This is a genomic window from Veillonella sp. (assembly GCF_018381775.1).
GTDB lineage: Bacteria > Bacillota > Negativicutes > Veillonellales > Veillonellaceae > Veillonella.
This window is the reverse complement of the sequence record NZ_JAGZRH010000004.1, coordinates 101,876-125,038: the sequence shown is the minus strand read 5'-3', so window position 1 is coordinate 125,038 and position 23,163 is coordinate 101,876. Positions and strand designations below refer to the sequence as shown.

17 protein-coding genes are annotated in these 23,163 nt (G+C 39.7%); 12 read left to right on the top strand and 5 right to left on the bottom strand.

Features of this window, described 5'->3' with window-relative positions:
- Window positions 1–501: 501 nt before the first annotated feature.
- Window positions 502–1,857: a class II fumarate hydratase gene (locus tag KH109_RS03910; protein ID WP_295216004.1), complete on the bottom strand. Its 1,356-nt coding sequence runs from the start codon at window positions 1,855–1,857 to the stop codon at window positions 502–504.
- A 448-nt stretch (window positions 1,858–2,305) separates the two neighbouring features.
- Between KH109_RS03910 and KH109_RS03905 the strand changes: the two genes are divergently transcribed.
- On the top strand, window positions 2,306–4,387 hold the full coding sequence (locus KH109_RS03905) for an oligopeptide transporter, OPT family (RefSeq protein WP_295216002.1): 2,082 nt from the start codon (window positions 2,306–2,308) through the stop codon (window positions 4,385–4,387).
- An 11-nt stretch (window positions 4,388–4,398) separates the two neighbouring features.
- Window positions 4,399–5,241, top strand: coding sequence for a hypothetical protein (locus KH109_RS03900; RefSeq protein ID WP_295216000.1), 843 nt, complete (start codon window positions 4,399–4,401; stop codon window positions 5,239–5,241).
- A gap of 184 nt (window positions 5,242–5,425) precedes the next feature.
- Here KH109_RS03900 and KH109_RS03895 read toward each other — a convergent pair whose 3' ends face one another.
- A complete protein-coding gene (locus KH109_RS03895; RefSeq protein ID WP_295215998.1) occupies window positions 5,426–6,802 on the bottom strand; it encodes an S-layer homology domain-containing protein in 1,377 nt (458 codons plus the stop codon).
- Window positions 6,803–6,980: 178 nt separating this feature from the next.
- Window positions 6,981–8,795, bottom strand: a complete 1,815-nt coding sequence (locus KH109_RS03890; protein WP_295215996.1) for an S-layer homology domain-containing protein — start codon at window positions 8,793–8,795, stop codon at window positions 6,981–6,983.
- Window positions 8,796–9,319: 524 nt separating this feature from the next.
- Between KH109_RS03890 and KH109_RS03885 the strand changes: the two genes are divergently transcribed.
- The 6 genes from KH109_RS03885 (at window position 9,320) to KH109_RS03860 (ending at window position 17,307) form a co-directional block, all read left to right on the top strand.
- Complete coding sequence (locus KH109_RS03885) at window positions 9,320–10,057, top strand: (Fe-S)-binding protein (protein WP_295215993.1); 738 nt, start codon at window positions 9,320–9,322, stop codon at window positions 10,055–10,057.
- A gap of 12 nt (window positions 10,058–10,069) precedes the next feature.
- Entirely contained in the window at window positions 10,070–11,515 is a 1,446-nt protein-coding gene (locus KH109_RS03880) for a LutB/LldF family L-lactate oxidation iron-sulfur protein (RefSeq protein ID WP_295215991.1), read from the top strand.
- Complete coding sequence (locus KH109_RS03875) at window positions 11,515–12,237, top strand: lactate utilization protein C (RefSeq protein WP_295215989.1); 723 nt, start codon at window positions 11,515–11,517, stop codon at window positions 12,235–12,237. Before KH109_RS03880 ends, KH109_RS03875 begins: the two co-directional genes overlap by 1 nt.
- Before the next feature lie 258 nt (window positions 12,238–12,495).
- Window positions 12,496–13,887, top strand: coding sequence for a cation:dicarboxylase symporter family transporter (locus KH109_RS03870; RefSeq protein ID WP_295215986.1), 1,392 nt, complete (start codon window positions 12,496–12,498; stop codon window positions 13,885–13,887).
- A 259-nt stretch (window positions 13,888–14,146) separates the two neighbouring features.
- Window positions 14,147–15,700, top strand: a complete 1,554-nt coding sequence (locus KH109_RS03865; RefSeq protein ID WP_295215983.1) for a nitrite/sulfite reductase — start codon at window positions 14,147–14,149, stop codon at window positions 15,698–15,700.
- Between the two features lie 791 nt (window positions 15,701–16,491).
- Window positions 16,492–17,307, top strand: coding sequence for a nitroreductase family protein (locus tag KH109_RS03860; RefSeq protein WP_295215980.1), 816 nt, complete (start codon window positions 16,492–16,494; stop codon window positions 17,305–17,307).
- A 119-nt stretch (window positions 17,308–17,426) separates the two neighbouring features.
- Here KH109_RS03860 and KH109_RS03855 read toward each other — a convergent pair whose 3' ends face one another.
- The gene (locus KH109_RS03855; RefSeq protein WP_295215977.1) at window positions 17,427–18,245 is read right to left on the bottom strand and encodes a MetQ/NlpA family ABC transporter substrate-binding protein; all 819 of its coding nucleotides are present in this window, start codon (window positions 18,243–18,245) and stop codon (window positions 17,427–17,429) included.
- A gap of 253 nt (window positions 18,246–18,498) precedes the next feature.
- Here KH109_RS03855 and KH109_RS03850 point away from each other — a divergent pair, with 253 nt between their 5' ends.
- The 3 genes from KH109_RS03850 to KH109_RS03840 all read left to right on the top strand — a co-directional run bounded on the left by KH109_RS03850 (window position 18,499) and on the right by KH109_RS03840 (window position 20,903).
- Window positions 18,499–19,665 carry an iron-containing alcohol dehydrogenase gene (locus tag KH109_RS03850; RefSeq protein WP_295215974.1) on the top strand — a complete coding sequence of 389 codons (1,167 nt, stop codon included), beginning with the start codon at window positions 18,499–18,501 and terminating at the stop codon, window positions 19,663–19,665.
- A gap of 241 nt (window positions 19,666–19,906) precedes the next feature.
- The gene (locus KH109_RS03845; protein WP_295216107.1) at window positions 19,907–20,572 is read left to right on the top strand and encodes an AzlC family ABC transporter permease; all 666 of its coding nucleotides are present in this window, start codon (window positions 19,907–19,909) and stop codon (window positions 20,570–20,572) included.
- A complete protein-coding gene (locus tag KH109_RS03840) occupies window positions 20,565–20,903 on the top strand; it encodes a branched-chain amino acid transporter permease (RefSeq protein ID WP_105085048.1) in 339 nt (112 codons plus the stop codon). Before KH109_RS03845 ends, KH109_RS03840 begins: the two co-directional genes overlap by 8 nt.
- A gap of 133 nt (window positions 20,904–21,036) precedes the next feature.
- On the opposite strand, the gene KH109_RS03835 is transcribed toward KH109_RS03840, so the two are convergent.
- Window positions 21,037–21,888 carry an aldo/keto reductase gene (locus KH109_RS03835; protein ID WP_295215969.1) on the bottom strand — a complete coding sequence of 284 codons (852 nt, stop codon included), beginning with the start codon at window positions 21,886–21,888 and terminating at the stop codon, window positions 21,037–21,039.
- A gap of 111 nt (window positions 21,889–21,999) precedes the next feature.
- Here KH109_RS03835 and KH109_RS03830 point away from each other — a divergent pair, with 111 nt between their 5' ends.
- On the top strand, window positions 22,000–23,115 hold the full coding sequence (locus tag KH109_RS03830; RefSeq protein ID WP_295215966.1) for an efflux RND transporter periplasmic adaptor subunit: 1,116 nt from the start codon (window positions 22,000–22,002) through the stop codon (window positions 23,113–23,115).
- The last annotated feature ends 48 nt before the right edge of the window (window positions 23,116–23,163 follow it).

Here is a 23,163-nt window from a genome sequence, read left to right as displayed (position 1 = left end):
ATTTAACGAGACCTATGAACTATTAAGTACGAAACAGCTGGTTTTTATCATATCCTTTGTCGTATTAATGACTATAAACCTTGTGAAATATTAGAAAAACATAGGATACAAAAGAGTATTTATATAGAGTATTTTGTTTTGTGGGAGCAGTAAAGTGAAAGGTGTTTTTAAGTTTTTATTTTATAGTATTATAATCGTAGCTATTTTATTTCCTATAGTTCAGATTTTATATCGTCTTTTAAATGGTATTCCAATTAATGGATTATTAAGCTCATTACCATATGTATATCTTGGTGTGGGAATATTTTATGTTTTAGGTTTTCTTCTTATTAAATATGTAATGAAGTCGTAATTTAAAATAAAGCCCCGATACGTTTTGTGATATGTACCCATTTTCCTGGACAACCAGTAAAGGGGGTACATATCAATGTATCGGGGCTTTTTCCGTTCATTTGAGGTATGAGAGGATGTTACAGATATGTCATAGAGATGAGAGAGATTTTATTTCATGCGAACTGCTTCAGCGAATTCGTCTTCGGTCATGAGTTTTTCTTCCAAGATGATTTCTTTAATAGAGCAACCGCGTTTGTACGCTTCCTTTACAACCTTAGCGCTCTTATCATAGCCGATGTATGGTGTTAGGGATGTAGCGATCATGAGGGATTGTTCTACAAAGAAGTTGAGTTTTTCAGGTACGAATTCGACACCGTCGATACAGTGTGTTGTGAAAGAGTTCATCGCATCTGCGAGGAGGCGACAGCTTTCAACAAAATCATAGATCATGATAGGCATGTACACGTTCAATTGGAACGCACCGCTGCCTGCACAGAGAGTCATAGTTGTATTATGGCCAAATACTTGGGCGCATACCATGGTCAAAGCTTCACATTGTGTAGGATTTACCTTGCCTGGCATGATGGAGGAGCCCGGTTCGTTTTCAGGTAGATGCCATTCGCCGTAACCGCAACGAGGGCCAGAGCCTAAGAAGCGAACATCATTAGCGATTTTGAATAGTGTAGTAGCCAACGTATTAAGTGCACCGTGGGCCATCATAAATGCATCTTTCAAAGATAGGCCTTGGAATTTGTTATTCTTAACACGGAATGGCGCACCTGTTACCTCTGGCAATACAGTTTCCATAACGTCTAGATAGCCTTTAGGTGTGTTTACACCAGTACCAACGGCAGTGCCGCCGAGGGCTACGTCGAGTAGGTGGTCAGCGTTTTGAACGAGCATAGTTTTAGCAGTTTTTAAGCCCTCTACAAAGGCGCTGATTTCTTGGTCTACCATGATGAAAGTCGCATCTTGTAGATGTGTACGACCAACTTTTTGCAAGCCTTTACCTTTTTCTTGTAATTTTTCGAAGGATTGGATAAGGCCGTCTAATGCAGGGATTACGCGTTTTGTAATTTCAAAGTATGCGCAGATATGCATTGCCGTAGGGAATGTATCGTTTGTACTTTGGCCGCGGTTTACATCGTCGTTAGGATGGAGCGGGTTGCTTTCATCTAACTGTTTAGCCCGGTGAGCGATTACCTCGTTCACATTCATATTAGTCTGTGTGCCAGAACCTGTTTGGAATACAGTTAATGGGAACTCATCATCCCATTTGCCGTCCACGATCTCATCTACTACTTGAGCGATGAGTTTCGCTTTTTCCTCCGTTACTGCTCCACACTTAGCATTAGTTAAAGCACATGCTTTTTTTACAAGCGCAAGCGCTTTGATTTGTTCAATAGGGATGCGGTGGTCACCGATCTTAAAGTTATTGAACGAGCGTTGCGTTTGAGGTCCGTAAATTCGTCTAGCGTCGACTTCGACAGGTCCCATTGAATCGTATTCAATTCTTGTTTCCATAATGTTTACAACCTCCTTAAAAGACATGCCGACCTTACTGTCGGTACTTTAATTATATAAAATCCTGTATATTTGTACAGAATAAAAGATAATGATTTCTATTTTCATATAGAAGGGAGTTGTATATGCGATTTGTGCATATACAGCTTTTCTCTTCTCCCAATATATATGCGATGATTTATATTAATTTGTATATATGTTTCATATAAGGTTGATTTGAGAGGAGAAAGGCGATAGTCCAAAAACGACTTAGCGGCCCCGCGTAGCGGGGTGGGTGGCTTTGGAGGCTTTTGGACTATTGCCTTTTCCTTCATAGTTAATGGTCTAATGAAATATGTATACATTATAAATATCGCATATATATTGAAATCATCGCTTTAACACGTTAAAATGGAAGTAGCTTATTATATTGTTTTAAGCTCTAGTTTCACAGAGGAGGTAAGTACTTATGAAACATGACTTTATGAGCCATGACCTTCATCTGCCGGAACTGACACTACGTGGGATGCTACTTGGTGCATTGATTACTGTAATTTTTACAGCATCTAACGTATATCTCGGTTTGAAGGTTGGTTTGACATTCTCGTCATCCATTCCGGCAGCCATTATTTCAATGGCAATTTTACGTTTCTTCAAGGATTCTAACGTTCTTGAAAACAACATGGTACAAACTCAGGCTTCTGCAGCCGGTACTTTGTCCGCAATTATCTTTATCTTGCCAGGTCTACTCATGCTTGGGTATTGGAACGGCTTCCCATTCTGGCAAACATTCTTGCTCTGCGCATGCGGTGGTTCTTTAGGTGTGTTATTCACCATTCCATTGCGTCGTGCCATGGTAGTAAATAGTGATCTACCATATCCGGAAGGCCGTGCAGCAGCAGAAATTTTGAAAGTTGGATCTCACAATGCTGGCCAAGGTCCACAATCTAGCTCCGGTATGGGTGATATCGTATCCGGTGGTTTGGTAGCTGGTATTATCAGTCTTTGTGCGAACGGCTTCAAAGTTCTTGGGGACAGCATGAGCTTCTGGCTTCCTGTTGGTAGCAAGGGTATTACTCAAATTCCGTTGGGCTTCTCTACAGCATTGTTAGGCGCTGGTTACCTTATCGGTATCGCTTCTGGTATCGCTATCCTAGTTGGTGTACTCATCGCGTGGGCAGGTTTTGTGCCTTACTTAACTAATATGTTTGCTCCAGACGGCGGTGCTACTGCTAAATTTGCAATGGCTGTTTGGAAATCTAAAGTTCGTTTCATCGGTGCTGGTGCTATCGGTATCGCAGCGATTTGGACTTTGATTACATTGATCAAACCTATCATCGAAGGTATGAAAATTTCTGTTAAATCCATGAACAGCAGTTCCGCAGAACGTGAATTGCATCGTATGGATACAGATATGAGCACAAAATCTGTTATCATCGTGTTCGGTATCATCCTTTTAGGTTTAGTTCTTACATTCTGGGACTTCGTATCTGCAGTACCTATTAGCGCAGGCTTAATGTGGACACTTGTTATCGTAGGTGTTGTAGTAGCTTTGCTAATCGGCTTCTTTGTAGCTGCTGCATGTGGTTACATGGCAGGTCTTATCGGTACATCTGCATCTCCAATCTCTGGTATTGGTATCTTGGCGACTATTATTTCTTCCTTAGTAGTGTACTTTATCGCTGCTGAAAATAACTTGTTCGCTACAGAAGCAGGCGTACAATTCGCTACAGCTATGGCTATCTTCATGACATCTGTAGTTATCGCGATTGCATCTATTTCTAACGATAACTTACAAGACTTGAAAACAGGTCAACTCGTTGGTGCTACACCTTGGCGTCAACAAATTGCGTTGTTACTTGGCTCTGTAGCTGGTGCAGTTGCAATTGCTCCTGTTCTTAACTTGCTTTACCAAGCATATGGCTTCACAGGTGCGTTACCACGTGCTGAAATGGACCCTAATGCTGCATTATCCGCTCCACAAGCAACTTTGATGACTACAATTGCTCAAGGTATCTTCAGTTCTAGTATGGATTGGGATTACATCTTGATTGGCGTTGGTGTTGGCGTAGTAGCAATCATCGTTAACTTGATCCTTAAGAGCACAACAGCTTCTTTAACATTGCCTCCATTGGCAGTTGGTATGGGTATTTATTTACCTCCAACATTGGAAGTACCTCTCATTTTAGGTTCTTTCATTAGCTATTTCGTAGGCCGTTACCTAGTAGCTCGTGCTAAAATGCGTGCTGGCGAACTCGCTGAGTACGATGTTGAACAATCTAACCGCCGTGGTGTTCTCTTCGCTTCTGGTTTGATTGTTGGTGAAAGCTTGATTGGTGTAATCATAGCTGTTATTATTGTATTGTCCGTTACAACTGGTGGCGGTGAATCTCCACTTGAATTAGTAGGTCCTGATTTTGAAAGCACAGCACAATGGTTAGGATTGCTTGCATTCATCTTCTCTGGTCTCTATCTTGTTCGTCGTGTTGTAACCCACAAATTCAATAAAGAAGAAGCTTTAGCTATGAAAGCTGAGCAAGAACAACAATAAGAGGTTAAACAATGAAATTAAAACAGTCTGTACTCATCATGATGGCTGCTGCATTGCCAGTAGTATCTTTCGCAGCAAGCGAAATTCCTGTAACTAAAGACAATGCAACAGTGCAAACAGTTCAAGCTGATACGAATAAAGTAAATCGCAATGATTTAACATACCGTATCTCTAGTACTGCTACACCGGAGCAAAACCGTGCGTTGCGCTCTGTAGCATCTAAGGTTGATCGCGATGCAGTTGAAGTAGTAGCACCTAATGCGGATCGCTATATGGACCGCAAAGAGGTAGCTGTATCTCCAGTAGAATCCACTACAGATCATCTTGATCTAGTGTTCCCAACAGTTAAATCTGTTAGTCCAATTGTAGAAAAAGCAATCAATAATACTATCAAAAAATACGTTGCTAAAGTACAAAACGACGTAGAAAAAATGAATGCCAAAGAAGCTGATAAAACAAATGTAGTTATGTACTACGATGTTAAAACAGATAAAAATGGTATTCTTAGTGTATTGATTCATACGTACACAATGCGTGATCGCGATGCTAATGGTGTTAACTATGTAAAAGGCTTCACATTCAACACTACAACTGGTCGTCAATTATCCTTGTATGACCTTGGTGGTCTTAACAAAAAAGAATTAGTGAATGCTATCGAGAATAATCAAGATGTGAAGAATCAATTGGGCGGCGAAGTAAACATCGAAAAAATGCCTACTGAATTCTACACAACTGATGACTATTCTGTAGTAATGGTATTGCAACAAGACGTGGATACAATCCACAGTGCAGGTACCGTATATGTACCAGTTGGTAACTTACGTGACCGCCAAAATGATGTAACAAAAAAATAATCGAACTGTGTGAATTCGATTATGTGTGTATAGTAACAGCTGTTTAATTGTGAAAGAACCGCTCCTTCGGGGGCGGTTCTTTTTTTTGCACCATAGATTTAATAATAGTCTTATAATACATTTTGATGGGGATACAACAAAAAGCCGTGTAAGAACACGGCTTTTTATTATTGAGGTTATTTAATTATTTATTTGTTGTATCGTAGTAGTTTACGCGTGGAGGCAATGGGAATTGGATTGCTGCATCCGCTTTTACTGTCTCTGGTTGTGGTAATTGTACTACTACATTGTTTTTGAATTTCTTTTTGAAAGCTTTCACAGTGTCCTTTTGAACGGAGTCTGCTGTGATGATAAGAGCGCTTGTATCGTCATTAGGACGGATGGAAATGATATTACCTTTTGGCTCTTTAGCTTTGTATAAATCAAGAGCATCGGATTGATAATCTTCAAGTTGAGCTTGATTTAATTTACCTTGAGATACTACAAGAGCACTTTCAAGTTGTGGATCTTGAGTTTCAGAAATTGCATGCGCCACAGCATCAGCTTTTTTCTTATCTGTTAAAGAAGCATGTAATTTTCCACCATCCCAGAAGAGGGCACCGTCTTGACGGAATTTAGTGAAGTCATTGCCATAGCCTAATGTTTTGTCGATAATAGTAGCGGTTTTGCTTTCTACTTGTTGTTTGAACAATGTATTGTGGAAGGCAAGTGCTTGCTCTGTTTGTGTCATGCGGTATGCAATCTCAGCTGCTTCAGCACGAGTTACATATTTTTCAGGGTTGAATAATGTACCAGGAGCGTAGTTTGTGAAGCCAAGGTATGCAAGTTCACGAACTGCGTCTTGAGCCCAAGGAGCTACGAATTTTTGGTCTCCATAAGCAATACTATCAAGTGCTGTTGGATCCTCTGTTGTGTATCCTAAGTAGTGAATGTAGTTGTCTGCTACTACAGCAAATTCTTGGCGAGACATATATTTTTCAGGTTTATATGTGTTATCGCCATAACCGCTGATGATATTTTTGCGCGCTACAGACTCGATAGCAAGAGCGGACCAACGATCAGATGTAATATCTTTAAATTTGCTAGATAAGAAGGCTGCTGTACCATCATCTGTGATGTTGTTGAAGAGCGCAGCTACTTCTTCACGAGTCATAGGTTGGTTAGGTCGGAATGTACCGTCAGAATAACCTTTCATAAGATTTGCTTTTGTTACAGTACTGATAGAATTGGCAGCCCAGAAATCGCTAGGTACATCAGAGAAGATGTGTGCACGGATTTTTTGAATATCTTGAGGCGTACCAATAGATGTATTTACAACTAAAGGTGTGGCAGCTTTAGCAGCATCAAATTTAGGAGACTCTACTTTAGTTGCTTCTACGTTAGAAACATCTGTTTTTGGTGTAACTGCTCTTGAGTTGTCTACTGTAGACGCTTCAGCTTTAGTGGAGGCTACTGCAGAAGCATGAGTTGTAGTATTAGCAGAAACAAAACTAAGGCCTGTTGTAGCTAATAGTGTGCCTAAAACAAGGGCACGTAATACATAAGGGGTATTCTTGTACATAAAAATCCTTCCTAATTATGGTAAATGGATAACGTTCTATAGTTGAAGAATATAAACTTTCACCAACAATAAAATCTATATCCATTATATAGCGAATAATAAGGCATGCATAGTGATATAAACAAAGCAGCGTAATACTAAACGTATACGCTGCCTTGGCTAGTTGAGTGAACGCCGATTAGCGTTTAACTGTCATTTTTACTTTGGAACCGAATAATTTAGACATCCCTTGTTGAGTTTCTTTAGATGCAGTTGTTACAACAGCATAAAGTTGGTTGTTTTCTACATCAGGGAATGTAGCTAGGATAGTACCAGCTTTTTCATTTTTGTTGTAGTAGTTGCGGAAGTTCGCATCGATTGCATCGTATTCAGTTTGGCTGTATTGGGATGGCTCAACTACAACATAGTTATTTACAGTGGAATCACCACGTGCTGCAAGGTTAGCTTTTACTGTGGAGATATCGCTATCTGTTTTCAATGCTACGTGCAATTGATTATCGCGCCAGTACATTACACCGTAATCTTGGAACGCTTCTTCTGTTTTATATGTTTTATTCAATTCATTGAATACTTTATCTTCTAAAGCAGCTTGTTGTTTTTGATCAAGTGCTTTTAAAGTGCTACGACGAACAGGGCGAACTGTGCGAGTAGGTTCAGTTTTTTGAGCTACTGCTTCGTTTTTATTGTGTTTTACGTCTTTTTCTACTTTTTTAGCATCAGCTTTAGTAGCTTTTTCTGCTTTCTTAGCATCTTCTTTTACAGCTTTATCAGCTTTTGCAGCGTCTTTTTTTGCATCTTTATTTACTTTAGATGCATCTTTTTCAACTGTTTTTTCTACTTTTTTAGTATCTTCTTTTACAGCTGTTTCAGCTTTAGCTTCAGTTGTAGTATGTTTTGGTGTTGCAAGACCTGCACCGTTAAGCATGCGGTTCAAAATTGTAGCCGCTTGTGCTCTTGTTACAGGTTGTTTAGGGTTGAAGTTTTCAGTCGCCCCAGATGCTACAATGCCACGTTGTGCCATGTATTGAATATCTGCCAAGTAAGCAGAGGAAATGCTAGCTTCGTCTTTGAAAGTAACCTTTTCTGTTTTTACAGGTGTAGAAAGGTTTAATTTCTTAGCCAAGCTTGCTGCGGATGCTACGAATTGTTCGCGGTCCATAGTTTTGCTAGGTGTGAAAGCTGTTTTAGATGTGCCTTCCATTACGCCTGCAGTGCTTACCAATTTGATAGCAGAGCTAGACCAACGATCTGCTTCTACGTCAGAGTAGGAAGTAGCGGATTCTTTTGTTACGATATCAGCTAATTCTTGTTCGTTTAAGTTATGTTGTAATACTTTGCCGTAAATAGCAGCTGCTTGTTCACGAGTGATTTGAGCGCTAGGTTTGAATGTGTTATCTGCGTAACCAGAAAGGTAACCGGCTTGTGTCATTGCTTGGATAGCATCGCGAGCCCAGTTATCTTTAGTGTCAGGATATACACCAGCAGGTAAGTTTTCTTTAGCTTTTACAGCTTTTTTACCTTCTACTTTAGCAGCATCTTCTTTAACATCATTTTTTACAGATGTATCAACGCGTTTAGTGTCGTTTTTAACGGAAGTATCAACGCGTTTAGCGTCATTTTTTACAGATGTATCTACACGTTTAGCGTCGTTTTTAACGGAAGTATCAACGCGTTTAGCGTCGTTTTTGGCAGATGTATCAGCATGCTTAGCATCGTGTTTTACAACTGTAGCTGCGTGTTTAGCATCATTTTTAACAGATGTATCAACGCGTTTAGCGTCATTTTTTACAGATGTATCAACACGTTTAGCATCATTTTTAACAGATGTATCAACGCGATGTTCGTCAGATTTAGCAGCTACTTCAGCTTTTGTAGCTGTACTAGATACTTCAGATTTTACATGAGCCGCAGTTGTTTCGGCGTGAGCCATGCCGAATGTGGAACCGAGGGCTAATGTAATTGCCAAGGATAAAGATAATTTATTTAGTTTCATTGAAAAGGCTCCTTTCAAACTATACTTATATAAAATAAATTATAACACTTTTTAAATTTATACACTACTATAAGAAAATGTAATATATAAGGATAAAAATTACATGAATTTGAAATTTAAAGCCTATTTATATAAATATTCAATGAATTATAGGTAAATAACGATATGAGAGCTATTGAAAATGCAAAATGATAAACATTCCCAAAATCTAGAATTTAAGGGACTTTTACAAGAATAATTTATAAATAAGGAGGTGTTTGTGATAAAATTCAATGTTTGTTATTACAAAAAGTCATAACGATATGAGAAATAAAAGGGTACATACTAATATAGCAATCCTTTGGACATTTTCTATATGATTAATTTATAATTATATCGATAAAGCTTTTGAATATTTATTTGAAAGCATAAGTAATGTTTCGGGCGGAAAATTATTGAAAAACTTTCACTAGAATTCTTGCCATAACACATACATATCAAAATTTTTTATTAGGTTAAGTACTAGAAAAGACGAGGACGATAATATGAAAATTCATCTTTTCCAACAGTGTTTGATTGACATGTTCTACCCACATGTAGGCATGGCTGGTGTAGAAGTACTTGAAAGATTAGGCTGCGAGCTCGTAGTGCCTAAGAAACAAGTATGTTGTGGCCAAATGTTTACTAACTCTGGTTACAATGAAGCAGCTATGGACGCTATTAAGAACACAATCGAATGCTTCGAGAACGCTGAATATGTAGTCAGCATGTCCGGCTCTTGCGCATTTGCAATCCGTGATGAATACCATCATTTCTTGAAAGATCAACCTGAGTGGTTGGCACGTGCAGAACGATTGAGCGGCAAAATTTACGAGTTCACTCAATTCATTACTGACGTATTAGGTGTTGAAGATGTAGGCGCTCGTTTCAACGAATCCGTTACATACCACACATCTTGCCACGTAACTCGTTTGATGGGCATTAAAGAGCCTCCTTTCAAACTCCTTAAAAACGTTAAAGATATCAACTTGATCGAATTACCACGTGCAGATCGTTGCTGCGGTTTCGGCGGTACTTTCTCCGTTAAAAACCCTGAAATTAGTGAAGTTATGACACGCGAAAAAGCATTGGAAATCGCTGGCACAGGTGCTAACGTAATTTCCGGTTCTGACCAAGCGTGCTTGATGAACATCGCTGGTATGCTTGACCGTCTTCACAAAGAAGGCGAAATCGATCGCCGTATCAAAGTAATGCATATTGCTGAAATCTTAAACTGCCGTTAAGGAGGAGACGACATGGCACTTATATATGACAATCGCCCCTATAAAACACGTATAAAAGAATGTTTGGCTGACGATTTCAAAGTTGCAGCTATCAAAAAAGCACAAGACGTGTTTTATGATAAACGTAATACAGTAGTTGCGGACGTTCCTGAATGGTTAGATTTCCGCGCTGAAGCAGCTGAAATTCGCGATCACGTACTTAATCACTTGGATTACTATGTAAACCAATTTGCTGAAAACGCTGAAAAAGCTGGTTCTAAAGTTCACTTTGCATTCGACGATAAAGAAGCGACTCAAATCGCTTTAGATATCCTTCGTCAACGCGAAGCTAAAATGATTGTTAAATCCAAAACTATCTTAACTGAAGAAATTGGTTTGAACGAAGTATTAGAAGAAGCTGGTATCGAAGTAAACGAAACTGACTTGGCTGAATTTATTTTGCAAACTGCAGTAAGCCCACCATCTCACATCGTAGTACCAGGCCTTCACTTTGAACGTAACAAAATCCGCGAAATCTTCGCTGAAAAATTAGGTTATACAGGCACTGAAAACCCTACAGAAATGACTCACTTCGTACGTGGTTATGTACGTGAGCGCTTCTTGAAAGCTGACGTAGGCGTTAATGGTTGTAACTTTGCGGTAGCTGAGTCCGGTACTTGTACTATCGTTTCCAACGAAGGTAACGGTCGTATGGCAAGCTCCATTCCTAAGACACAATTGATCTTCTTAGGTACTGAGCGTATCGTTCCTGACTTCAAAGCCCTTGACGTTATGATGGAAATGTTGAATCGCTCTGCAGTAGGTGCTAAAATTTCCAACTACTTCTCCATGATGACTGGTCCTGCTCGCGCGGGTGAAGCTGATGGTCCTGAAGAAACTCATATCATCATTATCGACAACGGTCGTTCTGGTATCTTGGGTGGTACATTCCAAGAAATGCTTCGTTGTATTCGTTGTGGTGCATGTATGAATATCTGCCCTGTATACCGTCACGTTTCTGGTCACGGTTATGGCTCCGTATATCCAGGTCCAATGGGTGCTGTATTGACTCCATTGTTCAAAGGTTACGAAGTAGCAGGCGACCTTCCATACGCTTCCACATTGTGCGGCGCATGTACAGAAAACTGTCCAGTAGCTATTCCATTGCATGAGTTGTTAATGGAACACCGTCACATTATGGCTGACATCGAAAAAACTCGTCCAAAAGCTGAAGAAGCTATCTTCACAGCAGCTGCTAAGATGTTCGGCAACTCCACATTATTCGATTTTGGTACAAAAGCTGGCGCTATCGGTATGAACTTGATTAGTAACAAAGAAGGTAATATGCCTACATGGACTCAAGCTGTTCCAGTTATGAATGGCTGGACTAAATCCAAAGAAATGGGTACATTGAAGTTCAAGAAATTCCGTGATTTATATGCTGAACATGAAAAGAACAAGAAAAAGGAGAAAAAATAATGGATGAAGTTAAACGTAATCAATTTGTTGCACGTTTATCTCGTGCATTAGGCCGTGATCAAGTGCCTACGTCTGTACCGGCTTTTGATTATAGCCATGGTCCTCAAGAAACTATGTTCAAAGAATTATCTCATGAACAAGTTATCACTATGTTCAAAGAGCAATGTGAACGAGTAGGTACAAAATTCGTAGATACTACACCTGATAAATTGGGTGAAACTATTATGGCTGTTATCGAAGAACGTGGTAATGGTAAGGTAATCTTCCCAAGCACTTCTGAGGTTGAAGAATATAAATTAAAAGAATTATTCGAAAAAGACGCAGCTTCTAATGGTGGTGTTCGTACGTACTTCCAATGGGACCCAGCTAAAGGTCGTGAAGAAAATATTTCTAACACAGCTAATGCTGATATCGGTATTACATTCCCATACTGCGGTATTGCTGAAACAGCTACTGTAGTACAAGCATCTGGTGAAGAATCTGGTCGTGCAATCAGTTTGTTGCCAGAAACTCATATTGCTGTATTATATACTGATACAATCAACCCACGTATGACACAAACTATGGAACATTTGGCTGAACGTTATCACAATGATCCATCCAAATTCCCTACAAACATTTGCTTGATTTCTGGTCCGTCTCGTACGGCTGATATCGAGTTGGTAACTGTAGATGGTGCTCATGGTCCTATCCGCGTTACATATATCTTAGTTAATAGATAATATAATAACTAGATAAACTAAAGGCGACCTTCATTGGAAGGTCGCCTTTTTTATATGTGTTGATTTCTATTATGATGTAGAGCTCTCTTGGAACTGTATAGGCGCCTGTAGAGCTATGGATATTAATGTGTTTATGGAACTTGCAGATTCTGCATAGATAAACTCATAAAATTCGTATTGTTTTACTTGTAAAATTTTCGATATATGCTATACTTAGTTCATAACCTATTATTGTGATATGAATTAAAGAGGTGTATTATGAATATTCCATTCTTTACAGATTACCTCATGTTAAGTAATCCAATAAGTATCGCTATTATCGCAGTGTTTGTACTCGCGTTAATCGGTATTTATGTATTGCAACGCAAGGGCACATCCTTTGGTAATCTCGTTATTATTGGTACCATTGTTGGTGCCGTACTCGGTATTGCAGTTCAAATCATTGCGGGCTTCCCAGATGATCCATCTAAAGTGGTTTACATCAAGGAAAGTACTAAGTGGTTCTCTCTAGTGGGGGGCGGTTTCATTGATTTGATCCGTATGCTTGTTATTCCTATTGTATTTATTTCTATCGTCCATGTTATCTTGCACATGGAGGCGGGTGCTAACCTTAAAAAGTTAGTAGTTGCCATGGTATCTACAAACCTTGGCATGGTAGCTGTTGCTGCTATCGTTGGTCTTATCTTGGGTAATGCTTTTGGTTTAGGTCAAGGATTTGATATTGTTGAATCTGGTAAAAAGATTCGTGAAATCAAACCAATGGTTGATACATTCCGTGCGTTGATTCCAAGTAACCCAATTCAAGCAGCTGCTGAAACTAATGTTATTGGTATCGTAGTATTTGCTATCATCTTGGGTAGCGTTGCTCGTTTGTTGAAGAAAACAGGCACAAATAGCATGGAAATCTTCACTAAGTTATTTGATGAACTTCATCAATTGATTTCTTGGGTAGCAGACTTCATTATTGGTCTTATGCCATACGGCGTAGTTGCATTGTTGGCATCTACATTGGCAACACGTGGCCTGCAAGCTATCTTAGACATGGGTCTCTTCGTAGTATTGCTTTACGTTGGCCTTTTGATTATGTTCGTTGTTCAAGCTATCTTGATTTCTAGCTTTGGTTACAATCCGATTACATACTTCAAAAAAGCAAAAGCTCCGCTCTTGTTAGCTTTCACATCCCGTTCCTCTATGGGCGTATTGCCATTGACTGTGGAAACATTGACAAAACGTCTTGGTGTAAATGCTACAACAGCTAATACAGTAGCATCTTTCGGTACTACTGCGGGCATGCAAGGTTGTGCCGGCGTATTCCCAGCACTTGTCGTTGTATATATCTCTAATGTAGCAAATATTCCATTCGATTTGACTATGTACATCATGAGTGTTATTGTTATCGCCATCGGTTCTGTTGGTATCGCTGGTGTTCCTGGTACAGCTACAATGGCCGCATCCGTATCCCTTAGTGGTACAGGCCTTGGTGCGTACTTCACATCTATTAGCCCAATCCTTGCTATCGATCCATTGATCGACATGGGCCGTACATGCTTGAACGTATCTGGTTCCTTAACAAATGCTCTTGTAGTAGATAAAATTATGGGCACTATCGATAAAGACGCCTATAACAATCCTAATGAAGGTCGAGTTTAATAGGCAGACTTAGGATTATTCCTATATAGTAGAATTTAATAATGATAAAAGAACAGTCTTTGGGCTGTTCTTTTTTTGTACGATTAGTATTTTTAGCTCTAATTAAAAGTGATTATTATTACAGATTGTAAAGCATGTTATTTGTAATTGATATTAAAAATGTGAGCTTGGCTACTAACATATGTATGCGTATATGGTATACTTACCATTACAAAGTTCTGTATTATGCTTAATAAATATAAGCCAAGAGGGTAATAGTATGATTACACAAGAATTGAAAGATCGATTAATTGCAGATTATCCAAAGTTTGAAGATATGACGCACAAATTCTATAAGAAAGAAATGTCTATTGCGGACTATAAAGGCCAATCTGGTGCTTATGGTAGTTACGCTGAGCGAGGTGCTAACTCCGGTATGAGCCGTTGGCGCTTTAATGGGGGCCGTATGACGCGCGAGCACATGCAGTTCTTAGCAGACGCTATTCGTAAATACAACTTACAACACGTACATTTCACTACCGGCCAATGCTTGCAAATGCAGGGCCTCGATGGTGATACAATTTTAAACCTCTATAAAGAATGCTATGACCATGGTATCTATAATCGAGGTGCTGGTGGGGACAATCCAAATGTAGTGGCTAGTATTTTGCGCGGTATTGATCCTCGTGAAACCCTCGACATAACGCCGTATGCAACGGCTATTAGCGAGTTCCTTCTAGAGCAAATGTTCTACATCAAAATCCCTCGCAAGTTTAAAATGGGCATCGACAATGGCTTTGATAGTACGCCTCATGCTACATTCAAAGACCTTGGTTTCAATTTAACGAAATATAATACCTTTGATGTATACGCTTGTGGTGGTATTGGCCCCAATCCTCGAATTGGTATTCCAGTGGCACATGATGTGCAACCTGAAGATGTGTTGTACCATGTGAAAGCTATGCTTATGGTCTTTGCTAACCATGGCAATTTCAAAAACCGTGGTAAGGCTCGTACCCGCTACATGCCTGCAGAAATGGGCGGCGCTGAAGCTTTCATCAAGACCTATGAAGAAACATTGGCGATGGTGAAAGAGGTTGAACAATTAACGATTAATCCAGCTGACTATGCGTATGAAATTACGAAAACGGGTAAGCGTGATAATTCTGTGGAAAACGATCGTATTCACCGTCAAAAACAAGAAGGCTTATACTATGTAGAATACCATCCGGCAGGTGGCGATGCTAATGTAGAACATTTATTGTCTGCTCTTGATTATGCAGTAACACTAGATCAAGTGGAGGCTCGTATTGCGCCAGACCAAGCATTGTTCTTCATCAACCTTACTGCTGATGAGGCTCGTAAAATTGTAGAATTAACAGATGACAGTGCAGAAAATGACTTCCGCCGTTCCGTATCCTGTGTAGGCTCTACGGTTTGTCAAATCGGTATGCAAGACTCCAATGGTCTTTTAAAAGACATCTTCAGACACCTTGAAGAAAAAGGCGTAGATACAAGAAAATTACCTCGTTTACACATCTCCGGCTGTCCACACTCCTGCGGTACACACCAAATCGGTGAAATTGGTTTCCATGGTGCTGTAAAACTAGTAGATAAGAAACCTACAGTAGCCTTTATCCTCGTAGACGGTGGCTCTGAGCATATGGGATCTGAAAACTTCGGTAAAATGGCAGGTAATATTGTAGCCACAAAAATTCCAGAATTCTTAGAAGCCTTGGCAAACATCCTGAACCAATCCCCAGAACCAGACTTTGGCACATGGAGAATGACACACAAAGCGGAATACATGGAACTTATAAAAGCATTTGAGTAAATTTCCTTTTTCGCTTGTGATGGGGCCCTGTTAGATTGCGACAACTCAATAAATAATAAAAAGAGGTCCCTCTTTGCTCCGTTCTTCGCAAAGTCGCTGCATAGGGACCTCTTTTTATTATTTGAGCGTCTGCTATTAACTAGTCCCATCACAAGCTACGTTTGATCTTTACTCAATATGCTTTTATGTGATGGGGAAAGGGGTTAGAAAACTAAGTATCTCCTTGCTCCGTCCTTCGTAAAGTCGCTGCAGAAATACCTAGTTTTATTTTTATAACACCTACTGTGAATTAGTCCCATAGCAAGCGACTAATCTCCTTCTATATATTGATGATCCCCATCACAAGCTACATCTGATATTTACTCGATCTGCTTTTTGTGGGGTGAGAGAAAGAACGCTAAGCAGTTTTGACTAAATTAGGCTTAAAACTAAACTGCGGACTAGCCGCAGGCTAGTTTCTCCCAAATGGAGGGCGTGGCACCACTACTATAAAGCTTTTTTATAGGAATTAATCAGGTTATCTAGGGCTTACGTATTTGACGGTCGATATACCTATTTTGATGGGACGTCTTTATAAATATAGTAATAAAAAAGTACCAATATACTTGCGCAGCGACTTTGCGAAGAACGGAGCAAGCAAGTATATTGGTACTTTTTTTACTAGGTTGTCGAAATGTAACGGGGCCCCATCAAAATAGGTTGGCTGATTTTCAAAAGAGTACGTCGCCTAGATAACCCTCGATTAATTGTGTTATAATAAATTTTATAGTAGTTTTTGGAGGATTTATCAGATGTTATTTACCGTCAATACAGAAGTCTGTACACGATGCGGCCTTTGCGTAGCTGACTGTCCGACAGGCTTGCTAGTGATGTCCGAAAATGGACCTGTAACTGGCAAAGGAGGTTGTATCTCCTGTGGGCATTGTATTTCTGTATGCCCTACACTTGCTCTTGATAGTGATATGACACCACGTAAAGAGCAAATTGATATCACAAAAGAACAAAAATTAACGCCAGAGCAAGCTGAGTTATTCTTACGCAGCCGTCGCTCTATTCGTAATTATCAAAATAAACCAGTTCCTGCTGAGCTTATTCGCAAGGTATTAAATGTTGCGAGAATGGCTCCAACAGCAACTAATACACAAGGTATTTCCTATATTGTTATTCGGGATAAACAAAAGTTGCGCCGCATTGCAGATCTTGTTCTTGAATGGATGCATATAGCGGCTAAAACCGTTCCTATTATGCGCTTGTATGCTCGTGCGGCACAAGCAGAAGTCGATAAAGGAAAAGAATATATTTTGCGTGATGCACCTGCATTGGTCGTTGCGATTGGTTCTAAAAAGGATATTCATCGTACACATGATAGTGGGCACTCTTGTTTATCATATGCAGAACTCTATGCACCTACTGTAGGGTTGGGTACTTGTTGGGCTGGTTTCTTTGAACATGCTGGAGAAGCTGAATACCAACCATTATTAGATGAATTAGGTGTACCTGATGATAAAATTGTAGCTGGTGGCCTTCTCATGGGATATCCTAAAGTACGATATCGCAATATTGTGGAACGCCAACCATTGGACGTTACATTCGACACTGAAGAATAAACGTAATTGGTACTAAAGAATAAAATAAAAGCGATACTCTAAAAAGTTAGGGTATCGCTTTTTGGCATTATAAATAAAAGAACCGGCCTCTAATTTGATAGAGGTCGGTTCTTGTTTATTTAGTTTGCAGAGGTAATGCTACCTTTGAAAGTATCGTTGATGTATTGTTTAATAGCATCAGATTTGTAAATGTCTGCAATTTTTTTGTAAGTTTCGTTGTCTTTGTCTTCACTACGCACCGCAAGTACGATAACTGTTAGTGGTTCATCTTTAGATTCGAAGAAGAAACCTTGTTTTTCCACATTAAGACCAGCACTTTGTGCATAATTCATTGGAATAACTGCAATTGTTACATCATCTAGACTACGAGGTAATTGAGCTGCTTCTAATTCTTGAATCTTTATATTTTTCGGATTAGATGTGATATCTGCAACAGTTGCTTTGAAGCCGACACCATCTTTTAACGTAATTAATCCAGCTTTAGCTAATAATACTAATGCACGACCACCATTAGTAGGGTCATTTGGAATAGAAACCGTAGCGCCTTCAGGTACATCTTGTACGCTATGTACACTATTACTATATAATCCCATACGCACTAAAAGGGTTTTACCGATTGCTACTAAGTTGGAACCATTTTGTTTATTAAAGTTTTCCATAAATGGCACGTGTTGGTACGCATTCAATTGAATGTCGCCATCAGCAAGAGCTTTATCTGGTGTTACATAATCGGAGAACTCTACAACTTTAAGGTCGATACCTTGTTTTTTAGCCTCTTTTGCAACGGCTTCAGCAACTTGAGCATGAGGACCAGCAGTAGCACCGATTTTAATTTCCTTTGGTGCCTGACTAGATTGATTTGTATCTGTGCCACAGCCTGCGATGGCGAATGCTAAAACGCCAACGAGAAGAGGGGCAATAAATTTTTTTAATTTCATGTGAACATCCCTTTCTATATACATATAATGGATATATCCTATCATGTAAATGGGGTTTTGTATATAGATAAAAATATAGGGGTTGGCTATAGATTAAAACTATGGCTTTTACGATGATTGTAAAGTAGAGTTATTAAGTAATCGAAAGTAGCGTTATCTAGATATATCTAAAAAAATCGAAATATGATATAATAAAGATAAGTTTTATACAATTAAAATGGTGGAATACAAACATAATACTTAGGAGGTCCCCATGTTTAACTTTGATTTTTATAACCCTACACATATCGTATTTGGTAAAGATCGTTTAGGTGAATTAGATACATTGGTTCCAAAGGATGCAAAGGTGCTTATTACTTACGGCGGTGGATCTGCTGTGCGCAGTGGTCTTATTGACCGCATTGTGAAAGCCCTTGGTAACCGTAAGGTAGAGCAATTCGGCGGTATTGAGCCAAACCCATCTCTTGAAACGTGTGAACGTGCGGTAGCTTTCATTAAAGAACATGGTGTAGATTTCGTTCTTGCTGTAGGCGGCGGCTCTGTAGTAGACGCTACAAAACTTATCGTTATGGGCGCTACTTATGATGGCCCTGTTATTGAGGTTATGAAAGCTGGTGTACCAGAGGTTCCGGTAGACATGGTACCAAATCCATTACCATTTGGTACAGTTATGACGCTTCCTGCCACAGGTTCCGAAATGAATAATGGTGCGGTTATTACTTATGGTGATGGTAAATTCCCTGTATTCAGTAGCTTAGTATTCCCTAAGTTCTCCATGCTTGATCCAACATTGACTTTCACATTGCCTGAAAAACAAGTTAAGAATGGCGTTATTGATACCTTTGTGCATACCACAGAGCAATATTTAACATACCCTGTAGAAGGTCGTATTCAAGATCGTTTCAGCGAAGGTATTCTAAAAACTATGATTGAAATCGGCAAAGAAACGGTAGAAAATCCAGAAAACTACGATATTCGTGCTAACCACGTGTGGGCTTCTACCTTGGCATTAAACGGCTTGATTGGTGCAGGCGTGCCACAAGACTGGGCAACACATCTTATCGGTCATGAGTTAACTGCGGCGTACCATCTCGACCATGGGATTACATTAGCTATCGTATTACCTGCATTGTTAGAAGTGAAAAAAGCAGACAAGCTTGAAAAATTGGCACAATATGCTACACGTGTATGGCATATCACAGAAGGTACAAACGAAGAAAAAGCAGATAAGGCTATCGCTAAAACGCGTGAATTCTTCGAGTCCCTTGGCGTATCTACACATTTGAAAGACTATGGTCTAGGCGAAGAAGCAGTTGATAAAGTTGTGAAACAATTAGAAGACCATGGCATGACTCGACTTGGTGAAAAAGGCGATGTAACACCAGACGTAGCTCGTGAAATTTTAACGCGCGCTTTATAATACATTTGGTTAAAGCCATCAAAATTTGACACTAATTATATACAATGTATAATAAAATAGCTTATATAAAAGACACCATATGGTGTCTTTTATTATTGTTCAAATTAGTTTTATCGTCTAGAAGAGGACTAAGATTAGTTTTGACTATCGTTTACATAATATATAATGTATGATTTCGAAAGGAGAAAATCCTTTGAGTGACATAAAGCATCGAAGTGCCTTTTCTTTTGCATTTCCTATTATGGTTCCTATGGGCATAAGTTTCTTTTTCATAGGCTTAGGATTTGGTTTATATGCTACGAGCCAAGGATTCCCTTGGTGGACGGCACCTGTTTTAGCAGCCACTATTTTCGCAGGTTCCATGGAATTCGTAACTATTGGCATGCTTATGGCGGGCTTTGATCCGTTAAACGCTTTTGTTTTGACCATGTTCGTCAATGGCCGTCACTTCTTCTATGGTCTATCTGCGCTGCAGAAATATGTACATATGGGATGGAAGTGGTTACCTACAGTTGCTTGGATGTGTGATGAAAGTTTTGCCATTAATATGGCAACAAAATTGCCTGATGATGTAGATGAAAAGTGGTTTTATTTCCACGTGTCTTGGCTAAACTATGTATTCTGGGTATTTAGTACCTTTGTAGGTGGTCTATTTGGTAATCTATTGGCTACCGTAGATTTACGAGGCATCGACTTTGTATTGCCAGGGCTATTTATTGTGGTATTTCTTGAAATGCTACTTAATGCAAAGAATAACCAAAATAGAGCCTTTGGTGTAGCTGGTGCCGCTATGGCGATTGTGATGCTCTTGTTGGTGGGAAAATCACTCTTTATGCTTTTATCTATGAGCTGTATGTTGGTAGCCTGCTATATTGCGTACAAGTGGGGAGGTGTACATCTTGACTAGTACAGAAATGGTCATTACTGTTGCTATTGTTGTGGCAGGTACATTACTTACTCGTTTTGGTGCCTTTCTCGTATTTCCACCAGGGAAAAAGGCGCCGGATTTTGTACTCTTTTTAGGCAAGGCTTTGCCGGCTGCCGTTATGGGTATGCTTGTGGTATATACCTTTAAGGAGACCGTTGTTTTATCGTATCCATATGGTATTCCGGAGCTCATAGCCTTGTTAGTTACGGTAGGATTACATTTATGGAAACGTAATATGCTCGTATCGATTGCGGCAGGAACAGTTATCTATATGATACTTATACAAGCCGTATTTAATGTGCCTAAATAAAGAAAACCACTTATATCTACTTCTAAATTAGATATAAGTGGTTTTGTTATTTATATACTGTTTTATTTATTGAGACATCGTAGTTGTAATATTTATTTTAATTACTGCTAATCATAATTAGGAGTTGTATATTCTATTTAAGTTGTAATAATCTTTCTAGACCTGGTGCTGTGTGGTGGTCTTCCAAGAAGTCTTGTTGATCTAATAATTCCATAACGTCCATGTCGATGTTAGTAAGCTTGAAGTCGAATACATCAAAGTTAGCTTCCATATGGCTTACATTATTTGCCTTTGGCAATGGAATGATGCCTCGTTGGATGTGCCAACGTAAGATGATTTGGTGTTTGCTAACGCCGTACTTTTCAGCCAAGCTCTTGATGATAGGATGGTCGAAAATTGGTTGGCGATCACGAGTAAATGGAGACCACGCCATGCCTACTACTTGATGTTTACGCATTAATTGTAATAAGGACTGACGTTGGTTAAACGGGTGGCACTCGATTTGGTTCACCACAGGTTTTACATTACAGTGATATAGCAAGTCGATGAGGCGATCTTCGTAAAAGTTAGAGAGACCTAGACCACGTAATACGTTTTGGTCGTATAACTCCTCCATAGCGCGCCAAGAACCGTAGTAATCACCCAAAGGTTGATGTACGAGCATAATGTCGATATAATTAGTGTCTAATTTCTTTAAAGAGCTTTCAACAGCTCGCATTGTATTATCGTAGCCTGCATCGGTGTGCCAAATTTTTGTAGTAATAATGATATCTGTACGATTAACGCCAGATGCTTTGATACCTCTACCAACGGCCTCTTCGTTACCGTAGTAAGCGGCTGTATCGAGCAAGCGGTAACCTACGCCAAGTGCATTAGCAACGGCTTGCTCCGTTTCCCCTTCGGTGCCTGTTTTATAAGTGCCATAACCGATAGAGGGAATAAAGCTGCCGTTATTTAAAATTCTAAAATCCATCCGTTCTTCCATGAGAACCTCCGTTATATCCATAAATTAAAGGAATTAGCTTTCATACAATTCTAATTGATTTTATGATATACTAAGGTATTGATAAAAATCAATATGACAGGAAGTGACAGAATGAAATTAAAACGAATTTATTCTGTAGTTGCTATGCTTGGTGTTGTGATGATGGCCTTGGCCATTGCTGGTTGCGGTACGAAAACTGTATCCGTTGCTGATGTAACATACAAGGATATGCCGCTACAGATCCATAATGATGCCAATGTAACAGCCCTTAACAAGGCGACGGTAACACCGACGTTGACAGGGCAGGTCGCGTATGCTGTAAAAGTAGGCGACCAAGTACAACAAGGTCAAACCTTGGCCACTGTAGATACATCGGCTTTACAGCAACAGCTAGCATCCTTACAAGGTCAATTAGCACAAGCGCAAGCTCAGTCCTATGCGACATCCGTTACAACTACGACGGCAGCATCTGTAGATAGTGGTCAATTAGCACAAGCTCAAAAGATGCGCGAAGCGGGTATGATTACTCAAAAAGAATATGATCGCATTGTAGAGCGGTCTCAGCCACAAACTACGACGGTAACAACTGGTGGTGGCGGTGGTGCCAATACGGCAGCCATCCAAGCTCAAATTGCTCAAGTATCTGCACAAATGGCAGCATCTACAATCGTAGCGCCTATAGCTGGTACAGTGACTGCTATTTACAATGAAGACCGTCAAATGGCCATTGCAGATCGTCCGTTCATGATGATTCAACAATCTACACCGATGGTAGCTTCTCTTAGCATCCCTCGTGATGCGGCGATGAAATTAGGTACACCAGATGCTAAAAAGGGTATTAAGGTACTCCTCAAGGTAGGTGACCAAGAGTTACCAGGTGAATTGACATATGTAGATGTGACTCAGCCAGAAAATGTGCCAAGCGTTCTTGTGAAAGCTACTTTCAACAATGACAAAGGCCTAATCAAGGCTGGCGAGTTCTATACGCTCATCATCGAGTCAGATATAAAAGCGAAGATGCTCACTGTACCAAGCAAAGCGGTTCGCGAAAACCAAGACGGCAAATACGTATATGTATTGACTGAAAATAATACGGTTGACGTACGTGTCATTGAGGTCGGTATGACAGAAGACGATAATGTAGCAATTATTTCAGGCCTAAACGAAGGCGATAAGGTAATTACAACCGACGGAAACTTTGAATTAGGCGAATCTGTTAAATTATAATGAACGACCATGTGGTTATAGGTACCCATGGTAAATACCTCGACCGAG